Annotated in this window: 25 protein-coding genes and 1 other annotated feature; of the genes, 15 read left to right on the top strand and 10 right to left on the bottom strand. The window is 42.8% G+C overall.

Features of this window, described 5'->3' with window-relative positions; translation table 11 throughout:
• Positions 1-10: 10 nt before the first annotated feature.
• Genes F9817_RS10750 through F9817_RS10735 form a run of 4 tightly spaced genes read right to left on the bottom strand, consistent with a single transcriptional unit; the run spans position 11 to position 2,679 of the window.
• Positions 11-745 carry a BPL-N domain-containing protein gene (locus F9817_RS10750; RefSeq protein ID WP_161155364.1) on the bottom strand — a complete coding sequence of 245 codons (735 nt, stop codon included), beginning with the start codon at positions 743-745 and terminating at the stop codon, positions 11-13.
• A gap of 32 nt (positions 746-777) precedes the next feature.
• The gene (locus tag F9817_RS10745) at positions 778-1,338 is read right to left on the bottom strand and encodes a biotin transporter BioY (protein ID WP_161155362.1); all 561 of its coding nucleotides are present in this window, start codon (positions 1,336-1,338) and stop codon (positions 778-780) included.
• Between the two features lie 14 nt (positions 1,339-1,352).
• Entirely contained in the window at positions 1,353-1,961 is a 609-nt protein-coding gene (locus F9817_RS10740; protein WP_161155360.1) for an energy-coupling factor transporter transmembrane component T family protein, read from the bottom strand.
• A complete protein-coding gene (locus F9817_RS10735) occupies positions 1,936-2,679 on the bottom strand; it encodes an energy-coupling factor ABC transporter ATP-binding protein (RefSeq protein ID WP_161155359.1) in 744 nt (247 codons plus the stop codon). Before F9817_RS10735 ends, F9817_RS10740 begins: the two co-directional genes overlap by 26 nt.
• Positions 2,680-3,197: 518 nt before the next feature.
• Between F9817_RS10735 and F9817_RS10730 the strand changes: the two genes are divergently transcribed.
• Positions 3,198-3,782, top strand: coding sequence for a CDP-alcohol phosphatidyltransferase family protein (locus F9817_RS10730; RefSeq protein ID WP_161155357.1), 585 nt, complete (start codon positions 3,198-3,200; stop codon positions 3,780-3,782).
• 149 nt (positions 3,783-3,931) lie between these two features.
• On the opposite strand, the gene rluB is transcribed toward F9817_RS10730, so the two are convergent.
• From rluB to rnm, 3 genes are all read right to left on the bottom strand, one after another.
• Positions 3,932-4,921 (bottom strand): 23S rRNA pseudouridine(2605) synthase RluB, encoded by a 990-nt coding sequence (gene rluB / locus F9817_RS10725; protein ID WP_161155355.1) that lies wholly within the window; start codon positions 4,919-4,921, stop codon positions 3,932-3,934.
• 220 nt (positions 4,922-5,141) lie between these two features.
• Positions 5,142-5,765, bottom strand: a complete 624-nt coding sequence (locus F9817_RS10720; RefSeq protein WP_161155353.1) for an L-threonylcarbamoyladenylate synthase — start codon at positions 5,763-5,765, stop codon at positions 5,142-5,144.
• Between the two features lie 28 nt (positions 5,766-5,793).
• Entirely contained in the window at positions 5,794-6,639 is an 846-nt protein-coding gene (rnm, locus tag F9817_RS10715; protein ID WP_161155451.1) for an RNase RNM, read from the bottom strand.
• 95 nt (positions 6,640-6,734) lie between these two features.
• On the opposite strand from rnm, the gene trpL2 reads away from it, so the two are divergent.
• From trpL2 to F9817_RS10655, 12 genes are all read left to right on the top strand, one after another.
• Positions 6,735-6,845: a tryptophan operon leader peptide gene (trpL2, locus tag F9817_RS10710; protein WP_161155351.1), complete on the top strand. Its 111-nt coding sequence runs from the start codon at positions 6,735-6,737 to the stop codon at positions 6,843-6,845.
• Positions 6,792-6,895 (top strand) — a sequence feature (Trp leader region). Its footprint overlaps the gene before it by 54 nt.
• Before the next feature lie 143 nt (positions 6,896-7,038).
• Entirely contained in the window at positions 7,039-8,604 is a 1,566-nt protein-coding gene (locus F9817_RS10705; protein WP_161155349.1) for an anthranilate synthase component 1, read from the top strand.
• A gap of 11 nt (positions 8,605-8,615) precedes the next feature.
• Positions 8,616-9,194 carry an aminodeoxychorismate/anthranilate synthase component II gene (locus F9817_RS10700; protein WP_161155347.1) on the top strand — a complete coding sequence of 193 codons (579 nt, stop codon included), beginning with the start codon at positions 8,616-8,618 and terminating at the stop codon, positions 9,192-9,194.
• Between the two features lie 41 nt (positions 9,195-9,235).
• A complete protein-coding gene (gene trpD, locus F9817_RS10695; protein ID WP_161155345.1) occupies positions 9,236-10,234 on the top strand; it encodes an anthranilate phosphoribosyltransferase in 999 nt (332 codons plus the stop codon).
• Positions 10,235-10,236: 2 nt separating this feature from the next.
• Positions 10,237-11,646: a bifunctional indole-3-glycerol-phosphate synthase TrpC/phosphoribosylanthranilate isomerase TrpF gene (trpCF, locus tag F9817_RS10690; protein ID WP_161155343.1), complete on the top strand. Its 1,410-nt coding sequence runs from the start codon at positions 10,237-10,239 to the stop codon at positions 11,644-11,646.
• Between the two features lie 137 nt (positions 11,647-11,783).
• On the top strand, positions 11,784-12,974 hold the full coding sequence (gene trpB, locus F9817_RS10685) for a tryptophan synthase subunit beta (RefSeq protein ID WP_161155341.1): 1,191 nt from the start codon (positions 11,784-11,786) through the stop codon (positions 12,972-12,974).
• Positions 12,974-13,780 (top strand): tryptophan synthase subunit alpha, encoded by an 807-nt coding sequence (trpA, locus tag F9817_RS10680; protein ID WP_161155339.1) that lies wholly within the window; start codon positions 12,974-12,976, stop codon positions 13,778-13,780. The genes trpB and trpA overlap by 1 nt, the downstream gene beginning before the upstream one ends.
• A gap of 733 nt (positions 13,781-14,513) precedes the next feature.
• A complete protein-coding gene (locus F9817_RS10675; RefSeq protein ID WP_161155449.1) occupies positions 14,514-15,758 on the top strand; it encodes a dicarboxylate/amino acid:cation symporter in 1,245 nt (414 codons plus the stop codon).
• A gap of 236 nt (positions 15,759-15,994) precedes the next feature.
• Positions 15,995-16,528 carry a septation protein A gene (locus F9817_RS10670; RefSeq protein ID WP_161155337.1) on the top strand — a complete coding sequence of 178 codons (534 nt, stop codon included), beginning with the start codon at positions 15,995-15,997 and terminating at the stop codon, positions 16,526-16,528.
• Positions 16,529-16,652: 124 nt separating this feature from the next.
• Positions 16,653-17,051 (top strand): acyl-CoA thioester hydrolase YciA, encoded by a 399-nt coding sequence (gene yciA, locus F9817_RS10665; RefSeq protein WP_161155335.1) that lies wholly within the window; start codon positions 16,653-16,655, stop codon positions 17,049-17,051.
• A 141-nt stretch (positions 17,052-17,192) separates the two neighbouring features.
• Positions 17,193-17,489 (top strand): YciI family protein, encoded by a 297-nt coding sequence (locus F9817_RS10660; protein ID WP_161155333.1) that lies wholly within the window; start codon positions 17,193-17,195, stop codon positions 17,487-17,489.
• A 1-nt stretch (position 17,490) separates the two neighbouring features.
• Positions 17,491-17,907 carry a GspS/AspS pilotin family protein gene (locus F9817_RS10655; RefSeq protein WP_161155331.1) on the top strand — a complete coding sequence of 139 codons (417 nt, stop codon included), beginning with the start codon at positions 17,491-17,493 and terminating at the stop codon, positions 17,905-17,907.
• Between the two features lie 125 nt (positions 17,908-18,032).
• On the opposite strand, the gene metE is transcribed toward F9817_RS10655, so the two are convergent.
• A complete protein-coding gene (gene metE / locus F9817_RS10650; protein WP_161155329.1) occupies positions 18,033-20,321 on the bottom strand; it encodes a 5-methyltetrahydropteroyltriglutamate--homocysteine S-methyltransferase in 2,289 nt (762 codons plus the stop codon).
• Positions 20,322-20,596: 275 nt separating this feature from the next.
• Here metE and metR point away from each other — a divergent pair, with 275 nt between their 5' ends.
• A complete protein-coding gene (gene metR / locus F9817_RS10645; RefSeq protein ID WP_161155327.1) occupies positions 20,597-21,508 on the top strand; it encodes an HTH-type transcriptional regulator MetR in 912 nt (303 codons plus the stop codon).
• Between the two features lie 8 nt (positions 21,509-21,516).
• On the opposite strand, the gene F9817_RS10640 is transcribed toward metR, so the two are convergent.
• Entirely contained in the window at positions 21,517-21,705 is a 189-nt protein-coding gene (locus F9817_RS10640; RefSeq protein ID WP_161155325.1) for a DUF4250 domain-containing protein, read from the bottom strand.
• Positions 21,706-21,879: 174 nt separating this feature from the next.
• Positions 21,880-22,563: a hypothetical protein gene (locus F9817_RS10635; protein ID WP_161155323.1), complete on the bottom strand. Its 684-nt coding sequence runs from the start codon at positions 22,561-22,563 to the stop codon at positions 21,880-21,882.
• 430 nt (positions 22,564-22,993) lie between these two features.
• Here F9817_RS10635 and F9817_RS10630 point away from each other — a divergent pair, with 430 nt between their 5' ends.
• Complete coding sequence (locus F9817_RS10630) at positions 22,994-25,747, top strand: M16 family metallopeptidase (RefSeq protein WP_161155321.1); 2,754 nt, start codon at positions 22,994-22,996, stop codon at positions 25,745-25,747.
• Positions 25,748-25,821: the final 74 nt, after the last annotated feature.

The following is a 25,821-nucleotide window of genomic DNA, read 5'->3' as shown; positions in this document are numbered from 1 at the left end:
GAACTCTATCTTAGTAAATAAGCTGTTGAAGTAACTCTTCAAATAGTGACAGGCTAAGATTAGCCTGTGGCCGAATTGCCGAAAATTCGGCGTATTGATTCCCCACCACATCAAAATCAAGCATAGAGATTGCTTCATTATCGAATTCAGGGTGTGTGGAACAAAGTAACCACCTACCATTACCGAATTCGCCACGCACTATCGCAGCTGGCTGCTCTGGCACATCAGTAAAAGTGGCCACCACTTCATAACCTTCGTGAGATTCAGGTACAAATGTACATCCCCCCATGTATAGGGAATCAACGCATTTACCTTGATAATTCAACTTAACCACGCGCGCTTGCGTTGCGTTATAGTTATCACCTCGGCCGAATTGGCTCACTGGGCCAACCGCTCTTCCGGGGAAAAATGCCAATTCATTAGCAGTAACAATCTCATGTTGTTCCCCTGGAGCCCAGTGGGTTTGCTCACATCCCATGTAAGCACCGGCGCAAATCCCTAGATATCGTCCACCATTTTCTACATAGTGTTTGATGATTTGGCTACCTTGACCATCTACTTTAGCCGATTTATACCGACTGGCTCCACCCGGCATCACAAACAGATCGACATCGGCAGTGAGTGCACCTTGCAGCAACTCAACAGAGTTGACGAAAAAGACGCTATCCTTACCCAACACTCGACCCAGCGCGTAATAAAGTAAGTGATTATTTGAAACGTTATCGGTATAGATCAACACCTTCATCAGATAAGGCTCCTATTCAATTTAGGATGTCGTTACGCCATATTCTTACTACTACGAGATAACACACTCGCAGGTCTGGCCTTTGCGACCGACGCCGTTAAGAAACCAGCAATCACGGCTTTGATAATATCGCCTGGGATGAAAACTAACACTAATGCCGCTGATTCCAACAGCGATTTCTTAAGCACGATAGACATCCCCACAATACCAAAAGCATACAACACACCAATGCCACCAATAATAGAAGCGACACTTGCAACTAAAGTGAGTGAGCCTTTACGCCACTTCTCAACAATAAAACCAGTAACAAAGGCAGCAAATGGCCAACCAATTAAAAAACCACCAGAAGCAGACATAAACGACCCCAAGCCGCCATTACCACCCGACAGCAACGGCATCCCCAAAGCCACCAGCAATAAAAACAACAGTACCGCCTGACCACCACGTCTCGCACCTAATATAGTGCCACAAAGCATGATACCCAATGATTGAGCACTGATCGGTACACCAAAGCTTAAACTGATTTTGGGTACCAAACCCAGCGCAGCGATTAAAGCAGCAAACAACGCGGTATAAGCAACATTTTTTTCCATGAATAGAGACCTAATTAATCGTTATTGGTTAATCCACCACGAGCACGAAGAGCTTCGGCAACATGGTCGGCATCGTCTAAAGCGAGAACAGTAAAGGGCAGCAGAATTCTCCAACCGGAACGTCGATGAGAACGTGCTTTCCAAGCCCACGTTAGTTTTTGTCCTTTACCTATTAGCACCGGTGTCATGCGAATCACTAATGCCATTGCTATTTCTAAAGCGCGAGTATTAAAGCCCATTTTGGCAAAGGGACGGGTCAAAAATCGCACGACTTCAATCATGTCTGATAACCGAGTCGTCATCGTGACTAAGTTGGCCAAAGCGACCATAGACAACAATCGCAAAATGATAATAGCGCCTTGCTGAAGTTCATTACTCCACCAATGCCAAGCTCCGACGAGAACAATAAATGGCCAAAGCATTTTAATCGGCTTCAAGCCATGCGTGAAAAATCGCCATCCCGGTAAAAGATACAACACAATCACCAAGGCGAGAAAAGCACTTTGAAACAGCCAATTCTGAATAAAAAATAAAATTAATGTGGAAGCACAAAGAGCGCCTAACTTAATTCCTGCACGCCAGTGGTGTGCGCGCGTTTCAACTGGTGAGGTTAGAGATATCATCACTATCTCCTAATCGGTGCATTTCTTGCAAATAGACGGGAAGCACGTCTTCTGGTTTGCCCAACGCTTCTACCTGACCATTTTCCAACCAGAGCAGTTGATCGTAATTGGCAAGATCATCGGGGTCATGACTGATATGAATTAAGCTACCAGGAAATTTATCCAGATAACGTTGTAGTTGGCGCTTGGTTGGAATATCTAATCCAGCAAAAGGTTCATCAAGCAATATCAAGTTAGGCTGCATTGCAACAATAGACATCAAACAAACCAGATGCTTTTGTCCTTGAGAGAGAGCCGATGTATGGACATCTTTCCAATGGCTTTTACCAAAAGTGTCTAGCGTAGCTAACGCGTTTTCTTCCGCCTGTTTTTTCTTCTGTCCTAATTGACGTAAACCAAATACCACTTCCTCAAACACCGTCGGGAAGATAATTTGATGATCCGGATTTTGAAAAAGTAAACCGATCTCTCTTAAAGCACCTTTGCGATCTTTAAAGGGGTTAATTCCTGCTATTTCAAGTGTTCCAGAATGTATAGCGACTAAACCCGATAACACTCGTGATAATGTCGATTTACCCGAACCATTACGACCAATGATGCCAAGGCGTTTAACTTGAGTGGAAAACGAGAGGTTTTTCAGTATTTGTTTACCTTCAATATCAAAGCAAACATCACGTAAGCAGATGGCACTACCACTGCTAGATTGTTGAGGATTCATTTAGTTTTAAGGCGCCAATATACAAAGGTTAAGCCACATGACAGTCTTATTGGATAACTCATAATATGCCTTACTTAGCGCATAATCCGATAGAAACTAACCGACATGTAAACCTAATAATAAAAATATGGTTTACATACTATCAATTCCTACAGAACGGGTAAAGTTATTATTCAAGCCAATTAGAGTTACGTGAGTTCAATAACTTACCCTTATTTATGATCTCAATTAAGGTAACAGTTTTATCAGTGTTACTCGGCAGAAATCAGAGAGAGAACATAGATTCTTTAGTCGCTTTCCATATCGACCTCACCGCTTCTAGTTACTTTTATGTAAAGCTGATAACCTCTCTTTAACCTATTGGTATGGCTGTGATAGAGATATACCAAATCACTGTTACTCAAAGTAATCATCCATCGCCATCAAGTAATCCACTTCCCAATATCCATGATTGACATATAACGTGTTCTATTCGGTTGGGATAGTCATATGTAAACTGATTAAGGTACTGATACATCGTGAGTATTTATCGTTTAAAACCTGCATTTCAAGCCACTCTACGCCCTATTTCAAATCAGTTAGCTAAACATAATATTACAGCTAATCAAGTGACTCTGTTTACTTTAACTTTAACCATAATCTGCTCTGGCATTCTCGCTCTTATCGGCCCTGGAGCGATTTGGATTGCCATGCCTATATTGCTATTTGTGCGCATGGCACTCAACGCCATTGACGGAATGTTGGCAAGGGAACATAGCATGAAATCTGATTATGGCTATGTGTTAAATGAGGTCTGCGACATTGTGTCAGATGCCGCCATATATTTGAGTTTTATCGCAATTCCTGGCTTCAATATCTATGTCATGTTCGGCTTTGTTTTACTATCTTGGCTCAGTGAAGTGGTCGCTATTTTGGTTTTCCATATCAAAGACGAACGCGCCAATCATGGCCCACTGGGTAAAAGCGATCGTGCTTTTCTCTTTGGTTTACTTGGACTTTTGGTCGGCCTACATATCGACTTAAGTGTACTAGGTATTTGGATAATGCTTATCGCTTATCTGGCCGTAATCTATACCATCTACAATCGGTTACGCACTATTTAATAGGACTTCAATGGACAACAGCTTACGCGATTTTATCGCCTAGTGGATATCTACGAGTATTATCACAATCTCCCGTTTTAACTTGGTGAAAATAAAAAAAATCCCAGACCTAAGTCTGGGATTTCTTTCATTAAACTATTGTTCAATCACTAACGAGTGCGTGCGCCGGAACGACCGCCGCCCGTTTTTTTACCACCTTGATTGCTACCACGGCGAGAGGTCGAATTATTTTCAACGCTCGCGTTGCGGTTACGATTAGCACTTTTCCCACCACGAGGTTTAGGCGTATTAATACGCTCCTCATGACGACGAACAGCACGGCGGATCTTCTGACTACGAGAACGCTCACGTTTACGTGAGGTGTTGTCTTTGTTTTGATCCAGCATTGTGGTTTTTTCGGGTGCAAGATCCACCAGTTCACGCAAGTAGTTTACGTCTTTCAGGCTCATTTCCATCCAACCACCGCGAGGTAGCTTTTTATCTAGGAAAATATCGCCGTAACGAACACGCTTCAAGCGGCTTACTGTGGTTTCTTGTGATTCCCATAAACGACGAACCTCACGGTTACGACCTTCGTTAATCACAACGTAGAAAGTATGGTTCATACCTTCACCGCCAGCGTAAACAACGTCTTCAAAACGAGCTAAACCATCGTCCAATTCTACGCCATTCACTAGGTTGCGGATTTTATGTTCTGTCACGTCACCAAACACGCGAACGAGATACTCACGTTCTACTTGTCGGCTTGGGTGCATCAAACGGTTTGCGAGCTCACCATCGGTTGTAAACAACAACAGACCAGAGGTGTTAGCGTCCAAACGTCCCACGGAGATCCAGCGCGATCCGCGGATTTTTGGTAGACGATCAAATACCGTACGACGACCCTCAGGATCGTGACATGTACATAATTCGCCTTCCGGCTTGTAATAAGCCAAAACACGACAAATAACTTCTTCCTGTGCTTTCACAGACACGTTGTGTCCATCAATACGCACAGTGGCGTTTTCATCTTCTAGGCGCTCGCCTAGTACAGCTACCTTGCCATTAACACTGACACGACCCGCTCGAATCAGGGCTTCAAGCTCCCGACGAGATCCGTGCCCAGCACGTGCTAAAACCTTTTGTAACTTTTCGCTCATCTATCTACCTATGTGTCGTCTTCTCAGACGTCGAATAACAATATGCGATTCCATAAGATCGCGGCCGCGTAGTATCGCAAATCTTAAGTAAAAAAGCATCTGTTTTTATGCGTTATCCACTCCACTGATTAGAGGGATATACGCTTACCTAAAGGGTAATCAATTCCCTTCATTATGCAATGTTTGTCACGGCCAAACGCTAAGTAATGCAACCATCTATTTACTGGAATGGCGTCGGATCACCCGATCCCAAGCGTTCCACTTTAACACCATTATCATCACTAAAATCAATCACAGTGGTAGGCTGTTCACCCAAAAAACCACCGTCGAGAATAACATCAACCGCGTGCTCTAAATGCATACGAATGTCTTCAGGATCGGCTTCTGTGGTTTCTTTACCTGGCAGAATCAATGAGGTTGACATCATTGGCTCCCCCAACGCTTCTAGCAAATCTAAAGCGATTTTATTGTCAGGAACACGTATGCCTATCGTTTTACGCTTCGCATTCATTAAACGACGAGGAACCTCTTTTGTTCCTTTAAAAATAAAGGTGTACGGTCCAGGCGTATTGCTTTTCAGCAAGCGAAACGCGGTATTATCCACACGCGCATAAATTGACAGCTCGGATAAATCGCGACACAAAAGAGTGAAGTTGTGTTTGTCGTCCAAACGACGAATCTGACAGATACGCTCTAAAGCATGTTTGTTTTCTAGCTGACACCCAAGTGCATAACCCGAATCGGTCGGATAAACCACAACACCACCATTACGAATAATGGCCACCGCTTGGTTTATTAACCGAGTTTGTGGGTTTTCAGGGTGCACATAAAAATACTGACTCATGCTGTTTCCTCGTTTAAAGTCTTAAGACCTATTGCTCAGGGAGATGTTCCCACGTTTCCCAAATAGGTGTCACTCCCGCTGGTAACCATAGATTGCGTCCTAACTCCATCCACGGAGAAGGATAATGGAAGTCACTACCTTGAGAAGCTAATAGATTGTATTGTATCGCATAATCGCGCAAGTTGCGCTTTTCTTGCTGCCCTTGTTGTGGTTGTGACACTTCCATGGCATCGCCACCCGCTTCAGCAAAATCGACTAATAAGCGGCGCAGCCACTTAGCAGTAAGGTTGTAACGTGCAGGATGTGCAACAACGGCTTGGCCTCCTGCTGCATGGATCGCATCCACCGCTTCTTTGATGGAGCACCAATTCGGCGGTACATAACCTGGATTATTACGCGTCATGAATTTCTTAAATACTTTTTGCATCGTGGGTGCATAACCATTTTCAACCAACCACTTAGCAAAATGAGCACGGGTTATCGCTGCCTCTCCTGCGATGGCTTGCACTTCTTCCAAAATGCCGGGGCGTGTCACTTTCGCTAAACGATGAGCAATTAATTCCGCACGAGCTTCACGTCTCTTTTTTTGTTCATCAATCAGTGCGGTTAACACTGAATGTTCAGGATCGATATTCAAACCAACAATATGGATATCTTTATTTTCCCAGACGGTCGAAATTTCAATCCCATTAATTAAAGTTATCGGGTGATTTTGCTGGGCAATATAATCACGAGCTGGTTTCAGCCCATCAATGGTATCGTGATCCGTAATCGCCAGTACATCAATCTCAAATTCACGTGCTCTGTCAATCAATTCAATTGGAGAAAACCGCCCATCTGACGATGTTGTATGGCTATGGAGATCTATTTTCATCATATTTATGTTTTTTTGCTCATTTTCTGCTTGACATTTAGCCCCTGCACTAGTTAACTAGTACGCAAATACAGAGAACACGTTAAAGGCTTATCATGTTACAAGAATTTAACCTAAATCATAAACCCCTAAATGAGTCAGTTCGTAAAGAACTTGCTTGGTGGCGCACTTGGTCAATGACTTGGTGGGCTGATGTGTGTCTCTGAAGAAACTTCATCACATTGTTTAAGCCCGCTCTCTTAGCGGGCTTTTTTGTACCCAACGTTCAAACAACACATTTTAAACGCGCTATTGGGAATATATTAAGAATCGAGAACAAGTTGAGTAATTTCAAACAGTTCAACCAAGCTTTGCTAAATTCTTCCCAAGAACGGAAATACGTATTGATAAGGAGGTCTTGTGAAAAAGGCCATTAATATTGAAGAACAAGTTGCTTTAGATGTCGTGACCCAAACGCTGACTTACACGCGTAACCCGACAGTTCTCTTTCATACTTTATGCAAAGATAAAAGCGATTGCTTGCTGCTTGAATCTGCTGAAATCGATTCAAAAGAAGATCTGAAAAGTCTATTACTCATCGACTCTGCATTACGTATCACTTGTAATGGCCAAACCGTCACTTTTCAGGCGTTAACTGAAAACGGTCGCGAATTGATTGATATCGTCAGTCACCACATCACTGATGTGGTCGATATGACTCGTGATAACAACACTCTTACTCTCACCTTCCCAGAAGCTGATGAGAGCTTAGACGAAGATAGCCGTTTACGTCAGGCATCAACCTTTGATGCTCTGCGTCTAATTCAACACAGTTTTGATTTAACTCAACACGACCAATACGCCGTTTTCCTCGGTGGCTTGTTCGCCTATGACATGGTGGCAAACTTCGAACCTTTAGGTGAAGTAGCAGACAATACGGGTTGCCCTGATTACGTATTTTATGTTGCTGAAACAATGATGATTATCGACCACCAAGCTGAAACCTCATACTTACAAGGCACGTTGTTTGGTTCACAGGCTCAATATCACAGTGTGATGGAGCAACGCCTAGAAGAGATCAAACAGCAAGCACAAGGTGAACTGACCCACCAACAAGCAGAGATTTTGCGTGACGTACCACTCAGTACCAACATCAATGATAACGATTTTTGCCACATCGTAAGCTCATTAAAAGAATACATCGTAAATGGTGATATTTTCCAAGTGGTTCCATCGCGTCGCTTCCACCTACCATGTCCATCACCACTTGCGGCTTATGAGCAATTAAAGGTGAACAATCCAAGCCCTTACATGTTTTACCTTCAAGATGAAAACTTTACGTTGTTTGGTGCGTCACCAGAAAGCGCGTTGAAATACAGTAAACCAACGAATGAAGTACAAATTTACCCGATTGCAGGAACGCGTCGCCGTGGTAAACGAGCTGATGGTTCAATCGATCTTGACTTAGATAGCCGTATTGAATTGGAATTACGTTGCGATAAAAAAGAGAACGCCGAGCACATGATGCTGGTTGACTTGGCACGTAATGATGTTGCACGTATTTCTCAGGCTGGCACTCGCCACGTTGCAGATCTTCTAAAAGTCGACCGTTATAGCCATGTGATGCATTTAGTCTCTCGCGTTGTTGGTCAACTACGTGACGATTTAGATTCTCTCCATGCTTACCAAGCAAGCATGAATATGGGCACCCTAACTGGGGCACCTAAAATCCGCGCCATGCAGTTGATTCGTGAAGTGGAACAAGAGCGTCGTGGTAGCTATGGCGGTGCTGTGGGATACCTGACTGGTCATGGCGATTTAGATACTTGTATCGTAATTCGCTCTGCTTATGTACAAAACGGTATTGCTCAAGTGCAAGCCGGTGCCGGTGTGGTTTATGACTCAGACCCACAATCCGAAGCCGATGAAACGCGCACTAAAGCGCAAGCAGTGATTACTGCCATTCAACAAGCACATCAGGCATAAGGAGCGAGACCATGGCTAATATTTTATTCATCGATAATTTCGACTCATTTACATACAACTTAGTGGATCAATTTCGCGCACTTGGCCACGATGTAAAAATTTACCGTAACTCTGTGTCAGTCACCACTATAGAGCAACAAGTAGAGGAATTAGAGCGCCCTTTAATCGTACTTTCTCCTGGCCCAGGCACACCATCTCAAGCGGGAAATATGCCAGAAATCATCACTCGATTTAAAGGTGAAGTGCCTATTATAGGTGTCTGTCTCGGCCATCAAGCCATCGTAGAAGCGTATGGCGGTACAGTGACCAACGCAGGCAATATCGTACATGGCAAGGTGTCGATGATGGAGCACCAAAATCATCCAATTTACAAAGGGCTGTCTTCACCTTTAGCGATTGCTCGCTACCACTCATTGGTTGCGAGTGTTATTCCAGAACAGCTGACGGTTACAGCTGAAGTCGATGAACTGGTGATGTCTGTCTGCCACGAACACGACAAAGTATGCGGATTCCAATTTCACCCAGAATCCATCATGACTACCCAAGGTGCCGCGCTACTTACCAATGCGATCGAATGGGCGTTGGCGTAATACGTTCAACGAAGCCAACCCAAATTCAAGGAGAAAGAATTATGCAAGCGATTATCGATAAACTTTATGCCCAAACGGATTTAAGCCAAACCGAAAGTCAGGAACTATTTGATCACATTATTCGCGGCGAAGTTGATCCCATTTTGATGGGCGCGGCACTAACCGCACTTAAGATCAAAGGCGAAACCCCAGATGAAATCACTGGCGCAGTGAAAGCCCTACTGGCTAATGCAAACCCATTTCCTCGTCCTGATTATGACTTTGCAGATATCGTTGGCACCGGTGGTGATGGTGCAAACACAATTAACATTTCAACCACGTCGGCATTTGTTGCTGCTGCGTGTGGTGTAAAAGTTGCGAAACATGGCAATCGCGGCGTATCGAGTAAATCAGGCTCTTCAGATTTACTCGATGCATTTGGCATTAATCTCGCGATGAGTGCGGATAATACTCGTCAAGCACTCGACGATCTTGGTGTCGCCTTTTTGTTTGCACCGCAATACCATGGTGGCGTTCGCCATGCCATGCCTGTTCGTCAAATGCTTAAAACGCGTACAATTTTCAATATCTTAGGCCCGCTCATCAATCCAGCTCGTCCGAATATCGAATTAATGGGTGTGTATAGTAAAGAACTCATTCGCCCTATTGCGGAAACCATGTTACAAATGGGAATGAAACGTGCCGCCGTTGTTTACGGCTCAGGGTTAGATGAAGTTGCCATTCACGACAAGACCTACGTCGCTGAAATTAAAGATGGTCTCATTGAAGAGTACGTACTCACTCCCCAAGATTTTGGTCTTGATTCATATTCATTGGAAGAAATTAAAGGTGGCGAGCCGGAAGAAAACCGTGATATCGCTACCCAAGTATTAACGGGTAAGGGAGCCCCAGCGCACAACGCTGCTGTGGCAGTAAATGTTGCGCTACTGCTTCGCCTATTTGGCCGAGAAGACCTTAAACATAATGCCAAGCAGGCCCTAGAAGTAATGGCATCAGGTAAAGCCTTCCAGTTAGTACAGCAATTAGCAGAAAGAGGATAATCATGTCTGAGCAACTGTCTGAACACATCAATGTAAAACACACCCAGATGGCTGAAGTTCTCGCCAAAATTGTTGGTGATAAATACATTTGGGTGGAAGAGCGTAAAGCAGCTCAACCTCTAGAAAGTTTTCAGGCTTTATTAAGACCATCAGATCGCAGTTTCTATGATGCGCTAAGTACTTCAGAGACCGCATTTATTTTGGAATGCAAAAAAGCATCACCATCAAAAGGTCTGATCCGTGATGAATTTGACCTTGATTACATTGCTTCTGTGTATAACCGTTACGCCAGTGCGATTTCCGTACTCACAGACGAAAAATACTTTCAAGGTAATTTGGAGTTTTTACCGCAAGTACGTCGCCAAGTAACCCAACCAGTCTTATGTAAAGACTTTATTGTTGATAGCTACCAAATCTATTTGGCCCGTCATTATGGTGCAGATGCCATTTTGCTGATGCTTTCTGTTCTCGATGATGAGCAATATAGCACCTTCTCTGCCATTGCAGACGAATTAGGGCTTGGCGTTCTTACCGAAGCGAGTAACGAAGAAGAGTTAGAGCGAGCGTTAGAGTTAAAAGCGAAAGTTGTGGGTATCAATAACCGTAACCTACGCGACCTGACTACCGATTTAAATCGCACTAAAAAGCTGGCGCCATTAGTCCCTGAAGGCACGGTATTAATATCTGAATCAGGTATTTATACTCATCAACAAGTTCTTGAATTAGCAGAATACGCAAGCGGCTTTTTGATCGGTAGCTCTCTAATGAGTGAAGAAAATTTAGAGCTGGCGGTACGCCGAGTACTACTGGGTGAAAATAAAGTGTGTGGATTAACTCGTGCAGACGATGCCGTCAAAGCCTATCAAGCTGGTGCGGTATTTGGAGGGTTAATCTTTGTTCCACAGTCAAAGCGTTATGTGACAAAATCGCAAGCTCAAACCGTCATAGCAGCCGCTCCACTTAATTATGTGGGTGTGTTTCAGAATGAATCGACCGAGGTAGTAGCAACACTTGCACAAGAGCTTTCGCTTAGTGCAGTGCAACTGCATGGACAAGAAGATCAAACATACATCAGTGAGTTGCGAGCACAGTTGCCAAGCACCATACATATTTGGAAAGCCTATGGCGTGTCTACACAAACACCGCAACTCATAGAAAAAGATGTTGACCGACACTTACTCGACAGTCAAATAGGTCAACAATCAGGCGGGACTGGAGCAAGTTTTGATTGGGCATTAATTACAGACCCAAGCAACGTAATGTTAGCCGGTGGATTGAACCCAGAAAATGTCAAGCAAGCCCACCAATTAGGTTGCATCGGCTTGGATTTTAATTCTGGCGTTGAGTCTGCTCCTGGAATCAAAGATGGCAGTAAATTAAATCAAGTATTCACTGCCTTACGAACTTACTAATGCCAGCCAATACAATATGTTATATATGTATATGAGCGCGGGTAATAACTCAATTTAATTCGATCGTTTGGCTAACATTGGCGCCATAGAAAGATGACGCACAGCGAGACGAATCTCGACAGAAAAGGAATAGAAGAATGGCGAAGTTAGATGCCTATTTTGGCGAATTTGGTGGTCAGTTTGTACCACAAATCTTGATTCCAGCACTGGATCAACTAGAACAAGCGTTTATCGACGCACAGCAGGACCCTGAATTTCGCTCGGAATTTATGTCATTGCTTCAAGAATTTGCAGGACGCCCAACCGCACTCACTTTAACGCAAAACATCACTAAAGGTACAAAAACCAAACTGTATCTAAAACGTGAAGATTTGCTGCATGGTGGCGCTCACAAAACCAACCAAGTTCTTGGTCAAGCGTTGCTCGCTAAACGCATGGGTAAAACAGAGATTATCGCAGAAACAGGGGCTGGCCAGCATGGCGTTGCCACTGCCATTGCCTGTGCACTACTTAACTTAAAGTGTCGTGTTTATATGGGTGCCAAAGACGTAGAACGTCAAAGCCCTAACGTATTCCGTATGCGCTTGATGGGAGCAGAAGTTATTCCCGTTCATTCTGGTGCGAGCACGTTAAAAGACGCCTGTAATGAAGCGCTACGCGATTGGTCTGGCAGTTACGAAACCGCACACTACTTGCTCGGCACTGCTGCTGGCCCACATCCATTCCCAACGATTGTACGAGAATTCCAGCACATTATTGGCGAAGAAACTAAAAATCAAATTTTGGCCCGCGAAGGTCGCCTACCTGATGCAGTTATTGCGTGTGTGGGTGGCGGTTCTAACGCCATTGGTATGTTTGCCGATTTTATCGAAGAAGAGTCTGTCGGTTTGATCGGGGTTGAACCTGGTGGTAAAGGGATTGAAACCCATCAGCATGGCGCACCATTAAAACATGGCAAGCCAGGTATTTACTTCGGCATGAAATCACCAATGATGCAAGACCAATACGGTCAGATTGAAGAATCTTATTCAGTCTCTGCCGGTCTTGATTTCCCATCAGTGGGACCACAGCATGCCTACTTAAATGCCACAGGTCGCGCAGATTACGTCAACATTACCGATGATGAAGCGCTGGATGCGTTCCAACAATTAGCGAAACATGAAGGGATTATTCCTGCCCTAGAGTCTTCACACGCTCTTGCTCACGCATTGAAAATGGCATTTGCCGAACCAGATAAAGAGCAACTTCTCGTCGTGAACTTATCAGGCCGAGGCGATAAAGACATCTTTACTGTGAATAAAATTTTAGAAGAAAAAGGAGCGCTATAATGGACCGTTATCAATCCCTGTTTACTAAACTGGCGGATAAAAAACAAGGTGCTTTCGTTCCTTTCGTCACCATTGGTGATCCAAAACCTGAACTCTCACTTAAAATCATGCAAACGTTGATCGATTCAGGTGCGGATGCCTTAGAGTTAGGTATTCCTTTCTCTGATCCTTTAGCTGACGGCCCGACTATTCAAGCGGCAAACATTCGCGCTTTAGATTCAGGCACTAATCCAGATATCTGTTTCGATTTGATTAAGCAAATCCGCACCAATAACCCAGAGACACCCATTGGCCTATTGATGTACGCCAACTTAGTGTACTCACGCGGTATTGAAAATTTCTATCAACGCTGTCAAGAAGCTGGCGTGGATTCGGTGCTGGTTGCTGATGTTCCTACTGGTGAAAGCCAACCTTTTGTTGCTGCGGCAGAAAAGTTTGGTATCAAACCCATTTTCATCGCCCCACCCGCGGCAGACGATAAAACCCTTAAAGCGGTATCAGAGCTAGGGGAAGGATATACTTACTTGTTGTCTCGCTCCGGTGTCACAGGTGCGGAGACAAAAGCGCACATGCCTGTTCATCAGTTACTGGAACGTCTGCGGCAATATGATGCGCCACCAGCGCTACTTGGCTTTGGTATTTCTGAACCGAAACAAGTTAAAGAGGCAATAGATGCTGGCGCTGCCGGAGCAATATCAGGCTCTGCGGTAGTTAAAATCGTAGAAGCAAATGCTGATGACGAAACAGCACTACTTGAACAACTAGGACAGTTTATCAGTAGCATGAAGGCTGCGACTCAACAATAACCAACTTCCCTACCTCGCTAATTCTCAGGCTTGCTACTTCGGTAGTGAGCCTTTCTTTTTTCTGAGCACACCTATTTAGAAGATTACACTAACCAACGAGCACAAATCATTCGAAGAAAACTATCAAAATATGGCATTTTTGATTAAAAAATTAGCACAGAATGGCATATTTTATGATTTAAAGCAGGTATTGAGTGATTTAATGTTGCCTGATGCATTTTTTATGTGTAAAAACTATTTCAATACAAAGCTCCAAAGATAGGAAATAAATAAGTGGAGTACACTAGTAAACGCTAATAAATGTAGATTATTAGCTATGCTATACCCAAATGACCTCAGGATTCAGAGCGTCATTAACAAGCACAGCTCAAGCTCAATAACAGAATGCCTTTCGTTGTTATTAGGTACAGAAATGAGCTTGTTGAGGTTACTTGGGTATAAAAGTGTTAAGGAAACGGAATTGCTTATTAGGCTAGCGAACTTTGGCTCTCACGAGACAAAGTCTGCTTATTACAAAGGCTGGCCCCTTGCTAATACCCCCCAATAGCTTCCCGCTCCCCTTTGCTTGTCGTTTGAATAAGCACTTATGGCATTAGTTAACACTTAAACAGAATTCGTTAAGAATACACAACACTCAATCATTCCGTCTAACAGAGCGGTTATTGTTGATGTGCTGTTTTATTTGCATCCAAAACTACTGAGGTATAGGGACGTGTCTAAAGCCAAATCACTCATGACCAATATTGGTTTCCAAGTTGTTATTGCCATGATTGTCGGTACAGCAATTGGTGGACTAATGGGAGAACAAGCGGCAATCTTTTCGCCACTTGGTACTATTTTTATTAACCTGATCAAAATGCTCGTCATTCCTTTGGTCGCAGTGGCCCTAATTTCTGGCGCCGCAGGACTAGGTAACAGCTCAAGTGCCGGTAAAGTTGGTGTCACCACTTTGCTCTATTTCGCTTTAACATCGGCAGCGGCCGTTGCACTTGCTCTTGTGATGGGCGCCATTTTCAAACCTGGCTTAGGTATTGATATTTCAGGTGTTCAAGGCATGTTCTCTAACGAATATGCAGCCAAAGGCGATTTACCAACCTTTTGGCAAACCATTACGGGCATGATCCCAACGAACGTTTTCCAATCATTGAATAATGCGAACATTCTACAAATTTTGGTGTTCTGCCTGTTCTTCGGTGTAGCACTTGCACAACAACCCAAAGAACGTCGCGAGCCAATTACTAACGGCGTGAACACAGTCGTTGACTGTTTTGTATGGATGATTAACAAAGTCATGATCATTGCGCCACTTGGTGTGTTTGGTCTAATGGCAGAAGCGGTAGGTACTTTTGGTTTCGGTGCACTTACCGTCGTTATCAAACTATTCTTGGTATACGTTGCCGCGATTCTTATTTTCGGCTTTGTTGCTTACCCATTGATGATTCAATTGTTTACCAAAACATCCGCGAAAAAATTCATCACAGCAATGAAAAAACCACAAGCGGTGGCGCTGTCGACAGCATCGTCTATGGCAACACTACCAGTCAATATGGATACTTGTGAAAACGAACTTGGTGTAAGAAATTCTACGGCTTCTTTCGTGTTACCTCTTGGCGCAACGATCAACATGTCAGGTAATGCGATCTACTACGGTTTAGTCGCTATTTTCTTTGCGCAACTGTTTAATATCGATTTATCCATGGGGGCTTACGTCGCGATCATCCTAACGTCTACATTAGGTGCTGTCGGTCAAGCAGGTGTTCCTGGACCTTCATTCTTAGTCGTTGCGGTATTGCTTGCAGCAGGTATTCCAATCGAAGGCTTGCCACTATTGTTTGCGTTAGACCGTATCTTTGACATGATTCGTACAGCACTGAACATTACTGGTGATGCGGCATGTGCTCTTATTGTTGATTCTCTAATTAAAGACGAAGAAACAGAACAAAACACAGATAAACAGTACGATACGCAACAAGCATAATCGGCCTGCGGTGCCATGCATCCTAAAAAGCCATCTTCGGATGGCTTTTTTCATTGAGATGACATTGATCTTTCCCTCACTAAGCTACTATCAATATTCATTATCCAATATCGTCTTCTTCCCGATTGCAGCTTCTCAAAATAGGGACGGCCCTAGGTTAATAACTAAATAACTGTTTAGTTCAACCAACGAATTGGGTAGACTGTCAAAAGTGTAATGACTGGATGTATACATAGATGAAACAACTGATTGACTTTATCCCACTGATCATATTTTTTGCTCTGTTTAAATTTTACGACATCTATGTCGCCACTGGTGCCTTAATCGCCGCCACCGCAGTACAAATAGCCGTCACCTATCTGATATACAAAAAAATTGAAAAGATTCAATTAATTACTTTTGCCTTAGTCGCTGTGTTTGGCGGTATGACCATCGCTTTGCATGATGCCGATTTTATCAAATGGAAAGTGACCATCTTATACGTTGTATTTGCTGCTGGATTGACCATTAGCCATTTAATGGGTAAGTCAGCGATTAAAAGCATGTTAGGCAAGGAGCTTACTCTGCCAGAACATGTGTGGGCCAAAATTAACTGGGCTTGGGTGGTATTTTTCAGCGTGTGCGCGGTCATCAATATCTATGTTGCCTATCGACTTCCGCTTGATGTCTGGGTCAATTTTAAAGTGTTTGGCCTGTTAATAGCGACCTTTGTTTACACTTTGTTTACTGGACTTTATATCTATAAACATATGCCTAAAGAATCAAAATAAATCTCATCAATTGCCGCCTAATTAGCCTTGTTTAGGTGATGAACCAAACGGATTTTTTTTGTTATAATCCAATCTCTTGTCAGCGACCATTATGGTCGCTGTTATTTTTATAGCGGATCAAACAATGACTCAAGAAGTGAATTCCCCGAAAGGCCAATTACTACTTCGTACCCTTGCTATGCCAGCCGACACTAATGCAAATGGTGATATTTTCGGTGGTTGGATTATGTCTCAACTCGATTTAGCGGGGGGAATTCTGGCAAAAGAAATCTCTAATGGCCGAACTGTGACAGTCTCTGTCTCCAGTATCACGTTTCAAAAGCCAGTAAGTGTTGGAGATGTTGTCTGCTGTTATGGCGATTGTGTTAAAATCGGCCGAACATCGATGACAATTAATCTTGAACTGTGGATCAAACCCGTAAAAGATGGCATTAGTGACCGCTTTCAAGTTTGTGAAGCAACGTTCCACTATGTCGCAATTGATGATAATGGCCGCCCTCGACCAATAAACGCCGGCAGCTGATCACAGATATTTAATCCAAATGGTTTAAATTGATAGAACTTTCAGTACATTGAACTGCCTTAAGACAGTTAAAGACACTGACTCGTATTTGTTACCGTGTGAATGCTCGAGTAAGGAATGCACCAATATAAGGAAATCAATATGTTATACGTTATCTTTTCTCAAGATATTGAAAACTCATTGGAGAAACGCATGAGCGTTCGTCCTGCTCACCTTGCCCGTCTTCAAGTCCTGCAAGATGAAGGTCGTTTGGTAACCGCTGGCCCAATGCCTGCGATTGATGCAGAGAACCCGGGTGAAGCAGGCTTTACTGGTTCCACCGTTATTGCTGAGTTTGCTTCTTTAGAAGAAGCGAAAGCGTGGGCTGACGCCGATCCTTATGTTGAAGCTGGTGTCTATGCTAGTTCTATTGTAAAACCATTTAAAAAAGTATTTTAATATGAAAAAACGCACCTTGGGTGTCGCAGCACTCAGTATTGCACTGTTAGCCGGGTGTAGCTCTGCCGACAGTGAAAAACAGAAAAATCTAGAAATAGCAGCGACAAACCGTGCCGCTTTGCTTTCCTCTGAGCTTCCTTTGGAATATGGTCCTTTACATATTTTACGCGCGAACTCGAAAGGCTCCATGATCGAAATGATGATGGTATACAACACGGATGCGGAAGGTGCGAAACCAATCAGACAAGTTCTAAGTAGTAGTGAAATGGCGTTTTGCCATGACAAAACAATTATTGAAAACTTAACTGCTGGCATCACATACCGCATCAAAATGCGTAATAGTCGTGGTAAGTTAATGGTTGATCAGGTCATCAATACAAATACCTGTGATGCGCTACTACGAGCCAAGTCAGATTAGAATCTGTTAACATTTGTTACTTAGAAAATAGTGCCCGAGATCATGCCACATGACCTTCTTCAGGCACTATTTTAATTTGCAAATCAACTCACCCCACCTGTCATCGCCATACTCATTCGTGGTGTTTATTCAGATTGCCACTCTTTTCGCAGTACTTTTGCTGCTGTAATCATATTCGCTAATGACGCATCTACTTCTGACCAATTACGGGTTTTGAGCCCACAGTCAGGATTCACCCACAAACGCTCTACTGGTATTTTCTCTGCCGCTTTGCGCAGCAAAGCTTCTATCCATTCAGAAGTCGGTATATTAGGTGAATGAATGTCGTAAACGCCAGGACCAATCCCATTTGGATAATTAAACTCTTCGAACGCTTTAAGTAATTCCATATTGGAGCGAGAAGTTTCAATAGTAATAACGTCAGCATCCATTGCCGCTACTGATTCAATAATCTCGTTAAATTCGCTATAACACATGTGGGTATGAATTTGTGTTTCAGCCTTGGCCACACTAGCACTGATACGAAACGCCTCTACAGCCCAGTCCAAATACGCTTGATGCTCACGCTGTTTAAGAGGCAAGCCTTCACGAAATGCAGGCTCATCAATTTGAATAATGTCGATCCCGGCCTGCTGTAAATCGTTTACTTCGTCTCTCAATGCCAACGCTAACTGCTGTGCAATGGTTTTACGTGAAATATCTTCACGTGGGAAAGTCCAACACAAAATCGTCACCGGACCTGTCAACATACCTTTCATTGGTTTATCAGTCAGTGATTGTGCATAGGTAGACCAACCAACGGTCATGGGTTGTTCTCGTTCAATATCAGCCACCACAATTGCAGGTTTTACACAACGCGAGCCATAACTTTGTACCCACCCGAACTGAGTCGTTTGGAACCCAGAGAGTAATTCAGCGAAATATTCCACCATATCATTACGCTCCGGCTCACCGTGAACCAAAACATCTAAACCTAATGCCTCTTGTCGTTTAACCGCATCTTCAATATGACCTTTAATGGCAGTAATATAGTCATCTTGTGCTAGTTTTCCAGTTCGAAAATCACTACGTAAACTCCGTATTTCTCCTGTTTGGGGGAACGAACCAATGGTCGTAGTCGGCAACAATGGTAATCCAATGGCTTCCTGTTGATGGTGGGCTCGTTTTGGATAAGCGGCACTGCGCTGAGCAAGGTTTGCAGATATAGAGTTCAAGCGCTGCTGTACCGCTGGTTTATTCACGTAATCTGCAGATTTACGCTTTTCAATTGGTTGACTATAAGTTTTACACTGAGAGATCGCATGTTCATCACCATCTAAAGCACGGCCCAAAAGCACCACTTCTGCCACCTTTTGTTTGGCAAACGCAAACCAACTCCGAACTTCCTGAGAGAATTTTGCTTCATGCTCAAGATTCACCGGACTATGTAATAATGAGCAAGAAGATGCCACCCATAGTCGTTGACCAAACTGACGCTTTAATGGTTGCAAGCGCTCTAACCATTCAGAGACATTGGCACGCCATACATTTCGGCCATTAATTGCCCCAACAGAAAGCACCCAATGTTCAGGTATTGCCTGCGCCACTTGCTCTAATTGCTGTGATGCGGCTTGAACATCAATATGTAATCCAGCCACGGGCAGTTCAACAATGCTATCCAAGACGTCAGTTACACTATCGAAATACGTGGTTAAAAGCAGTTTTAAATCGCACTGCAATGCTTGGTATGCGGGTTGAAAACTGGTAAGCCAGCGTGAGTCGAGATCCAATGCCAAGATGGGTTCATCAATTTGTACCCACGTCACACCTAGTGTGACCAGCTTATTTAGAATCTCTTGATAAGCTTTCAGTAATTTGGGTAACAACGTCAAACGATCAAAACCTTGCTCCACTTCTTTACCCAAATAGAGATAACTTAATGGCCCGAGTAACACGGGTTTAACGCTATGTCCTAACTTTTGCGCCTCTTGAACTTCATCAAATAACTGTGCCCACGTTACAGAAAATTCATCTTGAGCACTGAATTCCGGAACAATGTAGTGATAATTGGTATTGAACCACTTAGTCATATCAGAGGCCGCATGCCCTTGGCAGCAAGCGTTATGCTGTGATTGACCGCGGGCAATCTTAAATAGGGTATCTAAGTTATTATTTCCATCACGATGACGTGCGGGAACGTGTCCAAGCAGTAAGGAGGTCGTTAATACATGGTCATACCAAGCAAAATCTCCTACAGTCGCAAAATCAAGCCCAGCATCTTGCTCCAGTGACCAGTTCTGAGCGCGAATATCGCTGCCCAGTTGCTGCAATTGAGATTGTTCAATGTCACCACGCCAATAACGCTCTAATGCAAATTTGAGTTCACGTTTTTCGCCAATACGGGGGTAACCGAGTATATGAGTTGTTGTTGCCATCTGTCTGTCCTTTACATTGTCTGCAATGCATCCCCATTCACTATTACTTGAAGATGTCTAGATGGCTAAAATATCTCTCTGTGACGTTGTTTGAGCAAACGGCAAATATTCAACTTGTTTATTAAAATAATTCATGTAATTGTATTTGATATTATAATTATTTCATTCTATAGACGTCCAGACGTTTACAAGTCTGAAAAATAAGTTTAGTTTATAACGCTAAGTTGGTTCTGCTTGGTTACATAACAAAAAGCGAATAAGAAGAAAGGAATGTCATGATAGAGCTCAAACATTTACGCACTCTAGTTTCGTTGCGCGATACGGGGTCATTGACTTCCACCGCTACTGCATTGCATCTCACTCAATCAGCCCTATCACATCAAATTAAAGATTTGGAGTCGCGGATAGGTGGCCAATTGTTTTTGCGTAAAACTCGGCCAGTTAAATTTACTTCAGAAGGTGAGATTCTGTTGCATCTAGCCGATGAAGTTTTACCCAAGTTGGCAAAAGCAGAGAATGAATTAGCGGGTCTAAAAGAAGATATTAATGGGCGCTTGCACATGGCTATTGAGTGTCACTCTTGCTTCCAATGGCTCATGCCTGCGCTGAGAGAATATCAAGTGGCATGGCCTTCTGTTACCCTCGATTTTTCTTCAGGTTTTGGATTTGAACCACTTCCGGCACTTCTTGCCGGTGAGCTTGATTTATTAATTACTTCAGATATTTTGCCTCGCTCAGAGGTTCATTATGAACCATTGTTTGATTTTGAAATGCGCTTGGTGACTGCAACTACCCATCCTTTAGCGGAGAAAGAGTTTATCACTCCAGAGGATTTAGCCAGCCAAACGATGTTGACTTACCCGGTCCAAAAGCAGCGCTTAGATGTTGTGAAACACTTTTTGCAACCGGCAGGTATCGAACCCGCTCGTTGGAAACAAGCAGATAACACATTAATGCTGGTGCAAATGGTGTCAGCTGGATTAGGCGTTGCTGCCCTACCAAACTGGGCTATCAGTGAATTTTCACGCCAAGGTTTAATTACAAGTAAACCTCTCGGTAAAGGGTTGTGGCGACGCTTGTTTGCCGCCACACGCAATAGCGAAAAAGATAAACGCTACCTTCAAGCGTTCTTCTCTACCGCTCGTCAACAATGTAAGAGCCACCTTGAAGGGATCAAGATCGCTTAAACCATAGACTAGCGAAACTGATTGGTAAGCGGGTCATAACGATACCCTGAGTCTTCTAGCTTTTCGACTAAATGAGTAGGCTCTATTTCATAGGTAATCACCAAATCATCCAAGCTGTGGCATTCAAGCCGCAGCTTTTCGTTGATAATACCTAGCAAAATGTGGGGATCAAATTGGTTTACATTGCTCAGTTCCATCTTACCTCTCCTTTACACTCTTATTGTGTAATTAGTGATTAAAGTAAGCATAGACAAAAGAATGCAAAGTTATCCTCTATAAAAAACATGGCACACAATGAAATTGTGACGCGGATCATTGGGCAATAAAAAACTCACTGCGCAATATTCAGTGAGTTTTCCACAATCGTGCTGTTATACCACTTGATATAGACGCTCAAATCCGAACATGGATATCAACAAAACAATTTGTGCTACCACAAGCTGCAATTTACCGACAGGTTTGCTAGCCACAATGTGCCAACACCAAATAATGATGCCGATAACCATTAACGCAAAGTACGTCAGTACTTGATGAGTTAACTGGCTTAATTCAATCGGCTCCAAATGATAAGCAAATGGAACGATGCATAAAGCCACTAACATGGCACCTAATATGCCACCCACTGGCAACAACCGATTAAATGCTTGCAAACGTGAACGAGCAATCGTCATCATCAAGTGAGCAAAAATACCACCCAGCACGAGTAAACTCACAAAGTGAGCGATCCCCGCAGACCAATGCCCATATTGGAATGATTGCCACAAGACACTCACAAAAGCCAAAATATCCGCACCATACATCACTGTTAATGGCCCTTCATCACGCGTTTTCTTGGTCTGTACTTTTGAACAAAAATAAATGATGGCGCCAGCGATCAGTAAAGCGTCTAAATGAATAGAAGCAACCGCTAGCCAAAGTACGGCAACAGCGGGAAGGACTTTATGCACACGCCCACGCTGTCCGGGGCAAATCTCCCCTTTCACCATAATAAGAGTCAAAATAAGCTGAGCGCCAAGTAACATTGGCGGTAATACAGAAAGCAAAGTGTGAATCATGGATATCTAATATAAGATGATTGAAAGGCGTAAGAATAACAAAATATCAGGTTAAATTCTTGCGCAGAAACAAATTCTATCGGTTCATTTTATTCTCCAACCAACCATGCATTATCTCCTAACTTTATAAAACTCGCCCTTTGGGAGCTCATCAACAAACCTATTTCTGCGCTCAATCACGTTAAAAGGGAATGACCATTCCTGCCGTGATTGAGCTTGACCTAGGCTCGTTGATGAAGCTCTGAATCCTGCATCTCGAGGTCATTTGGGTATAATTTCCTACTCATTAACTCAATGGTTATTACTGCTAGAAATATAGTCATTTGCTAATAATTAATTGATATGGCAAATGTTAGAGCGAAGTGAATATATTACCTTGATTTCATATTATTTTTTTATATTATATCCGCATTAAAAATAAGGAAATATTATGCAACGTCAATTTGCTCTCTTCTGGATTATCACCCTTGGCCTACTTTATTCTATTTCGGCACAATCTACTCCCCTAAAACAAGATGCCCATTGGGTGCATGGACAACTTGATAACGGAATGAAATATCATTTCTATCGCACGACAAAACAGCCAAAAGTGTCACTTCGCTTATTAATGCATGTGGGGGCAAGAAATGAAACCGTCGCCCAATGGGGTACAGCTCACTTTATCGAACACATGTCATTTAATGGCAGTAAACACTTTTCGCCCAATGAAATCTANCAATTTATTAGTAATATAGGGGGGCAATTTGGTAATGACCTCAACGCCTATACCAATTATGACCGCACCGTATACCAGCTCGACTTGCCCAATAAAAAATCACTCCAACAAGCATTGTATTGGATGCGTGATATTGGCGATGGATTAACGTTAAACCAAACTGAGATAAACAAAGAAAAAGGTGTCATTTTGGGGGAAAGGCGTACACAAGAAGCCAATTCAACCATTATTAATCACTGGTATCATACGTTAGCCACTAATGAGAGAGACACTCACCCGATTCTTGGCTATAACGCCAATATTTCATCCATGAATCACCAACGGCTCTCTGCTTTCTATTCAACTTGGTATCAACCACAGAAAGCTGAGTTAATAGTGGTTGGGGATATTACTCCAAAAGATTTAGCACAACGTGTTCAATCCACGTTTTCTTCTTGGCAATCACATCCAACCCCTAACATTCCGCCCACCCCTCAACTCACTCTAAATGACGCAATATTGCAATCTCAGCGTGAAGACGACAAAGGCCTCTATTTACAATATTCTTATTTGGATAAAGGAATAACCTCGGTCGAGATTCGTAACGAGTACTTTATGCAGATGCTGCTCAATAACCTCATTAGCGACCGTTTCGACACTTTGGCAGGTCAATCGGAGGAACTCAATCGGAAACTATCACAAGACACAGTAAGTTTTATGACTCGAACCATTAAGCTTCTAGAAATTAATACTGATAGCTCTGAGCGAGGCATCCAATTAAGGACAGATTTCTTACGAAATATTGCCTCATTGCGTGATAAGGGAGTAACACAAGTAGAGTTGGCAGATGAACTAGCATTCTGGCAAAAAGACATTGAAAACTATAAATCTGAGAAGAAAAAAGACACAAATGTCGATATTGCTGAGAATGCAGTCGACACACTGATGTATGCGGACACGTTTACCGACCCAGATCAATTTCTGACCCTGAAAAAACAATTCATCAGCCAATTAACCTTAGCTAAAGTCAATCAAGCGCTATATCAAAGATTAGCGATAACACCTCAAATACTGGACCTTGTTGCCCCCACCGTAGACCTAAAAACAGAACAAACAAGGCTCATTAATTATCATCAAATACTAAACCAACACGGTACAGAATCTCACTTTTCTCAACAGAAATTCATGCCCAAGACACCAGAAACAGCTGGGCAAATTGTCGAGAGTCACACAATCAATGCCGATAGCTCTTTACCTATCCAGCATTGGATATTGAGCAATGGCCTCAATGTTTACTATTACCAAAGTCATAACCCAGATGATCAATCGATTCACTTAAAGTTGATTGGCTTAGGCGGAAATGCATCGCTCACCTCAGAACAAAAAAAATATGCCCCAACGTATCCCGCGATATTCGCCAATGCACACCCAAAAGGCGCATCACGTAAAGCATTTTATGATTATCTAGACAAAAATGATGTCACATTTAGTTTTCACGTATTAGAAACATCGCAATCACTGAATATAACAGCGACTCGCAAACACCTGAGACCAAGTTTTGTGGCATTAAGAGAAATGATGAGTAATTTGCAATTCTCTTCTGCAGAAATACAAGCTCAAATGGACAGTATGCTGATATGGCAACGATCATTTCTCCAAAACCCAGGTATTCAATTAATCGTTAATTCGAGAAAACTCATCACAGACTCAACCAAAAGCTTTCTGATATTCCCAATGCAAGAGAATGTCGCACCCAATAAGAATCTGGTTAAAACTGTGTTCAATCAGCTTTATGGGACGAATAAAGCCAACAATCTTGTCATCGTAGCGAACCAGCCAAGTGCATCATTAAAACCTTTATTAGAGAAATACCTAGCCAATATTCCTTTGAATCATTCACCGCAAGGGGATTATAAAATGCACATCAAACCTAATGCGCCACATATAAACATCTGGCACATCGCTCATCAAAAATCGACTCAATCGCTTCATGTCAACATTGCTCCCCAATTGAGTTGGACCATAAAAGACCAAATTATTGATTCCATGCTGCATGATATTATTGTCGACCGAATGAACAATCATATTCGCGAAGAGCTTGGGTTAGATTATTCTCCATATTTGGATGAAGCACATTATCCTGGAGCGCCTTATCTAGTCAGTATGTATAGTGCGACAATTGAAGCAGAAAACACCCAAGCTATTAAAACAGCCATGCAAGATGTGATTGTTAGTTTAAATAACATTACTGATGAAGAGCTAGAAACATCTCGTGCTCAAACTAGAAATGAGTCCATCATTAAAAAGAATGATGAAAATTCAGTCTATTGTGGTTACATTGCCGATACATTAGTCAATCGACAATCAATCGAACGACTCAAAGATATCAACTCAATAATTGACTCAATTTCGAAAGATGACCTAATTCAACTCGCTTCTTTACGCTATAAAAAACAATCTAACCAATATCAATTTTATTCTAGTCATTAATTTCCCAAGAAAACTAAATCTAAACTTAGTGTATGACATGCACTAAGTTTAGAATAAAAATCAATGAATAAAAT

Origin of the sequence: Vibrio eleionomae (assembly GCF_009874545.1) — a bacterium.
Lineage (GTDB): Bacteria > Pseudomonadota > Gammaproteobacteria > Enterobacterales > Vibrionaceae > Vibrio > Vibrio nitrifigilis.
Note: the sequence above shows the minus strand (reverse complement) of the source record. Positions and strands in the feature narration are given on the sequence as shown.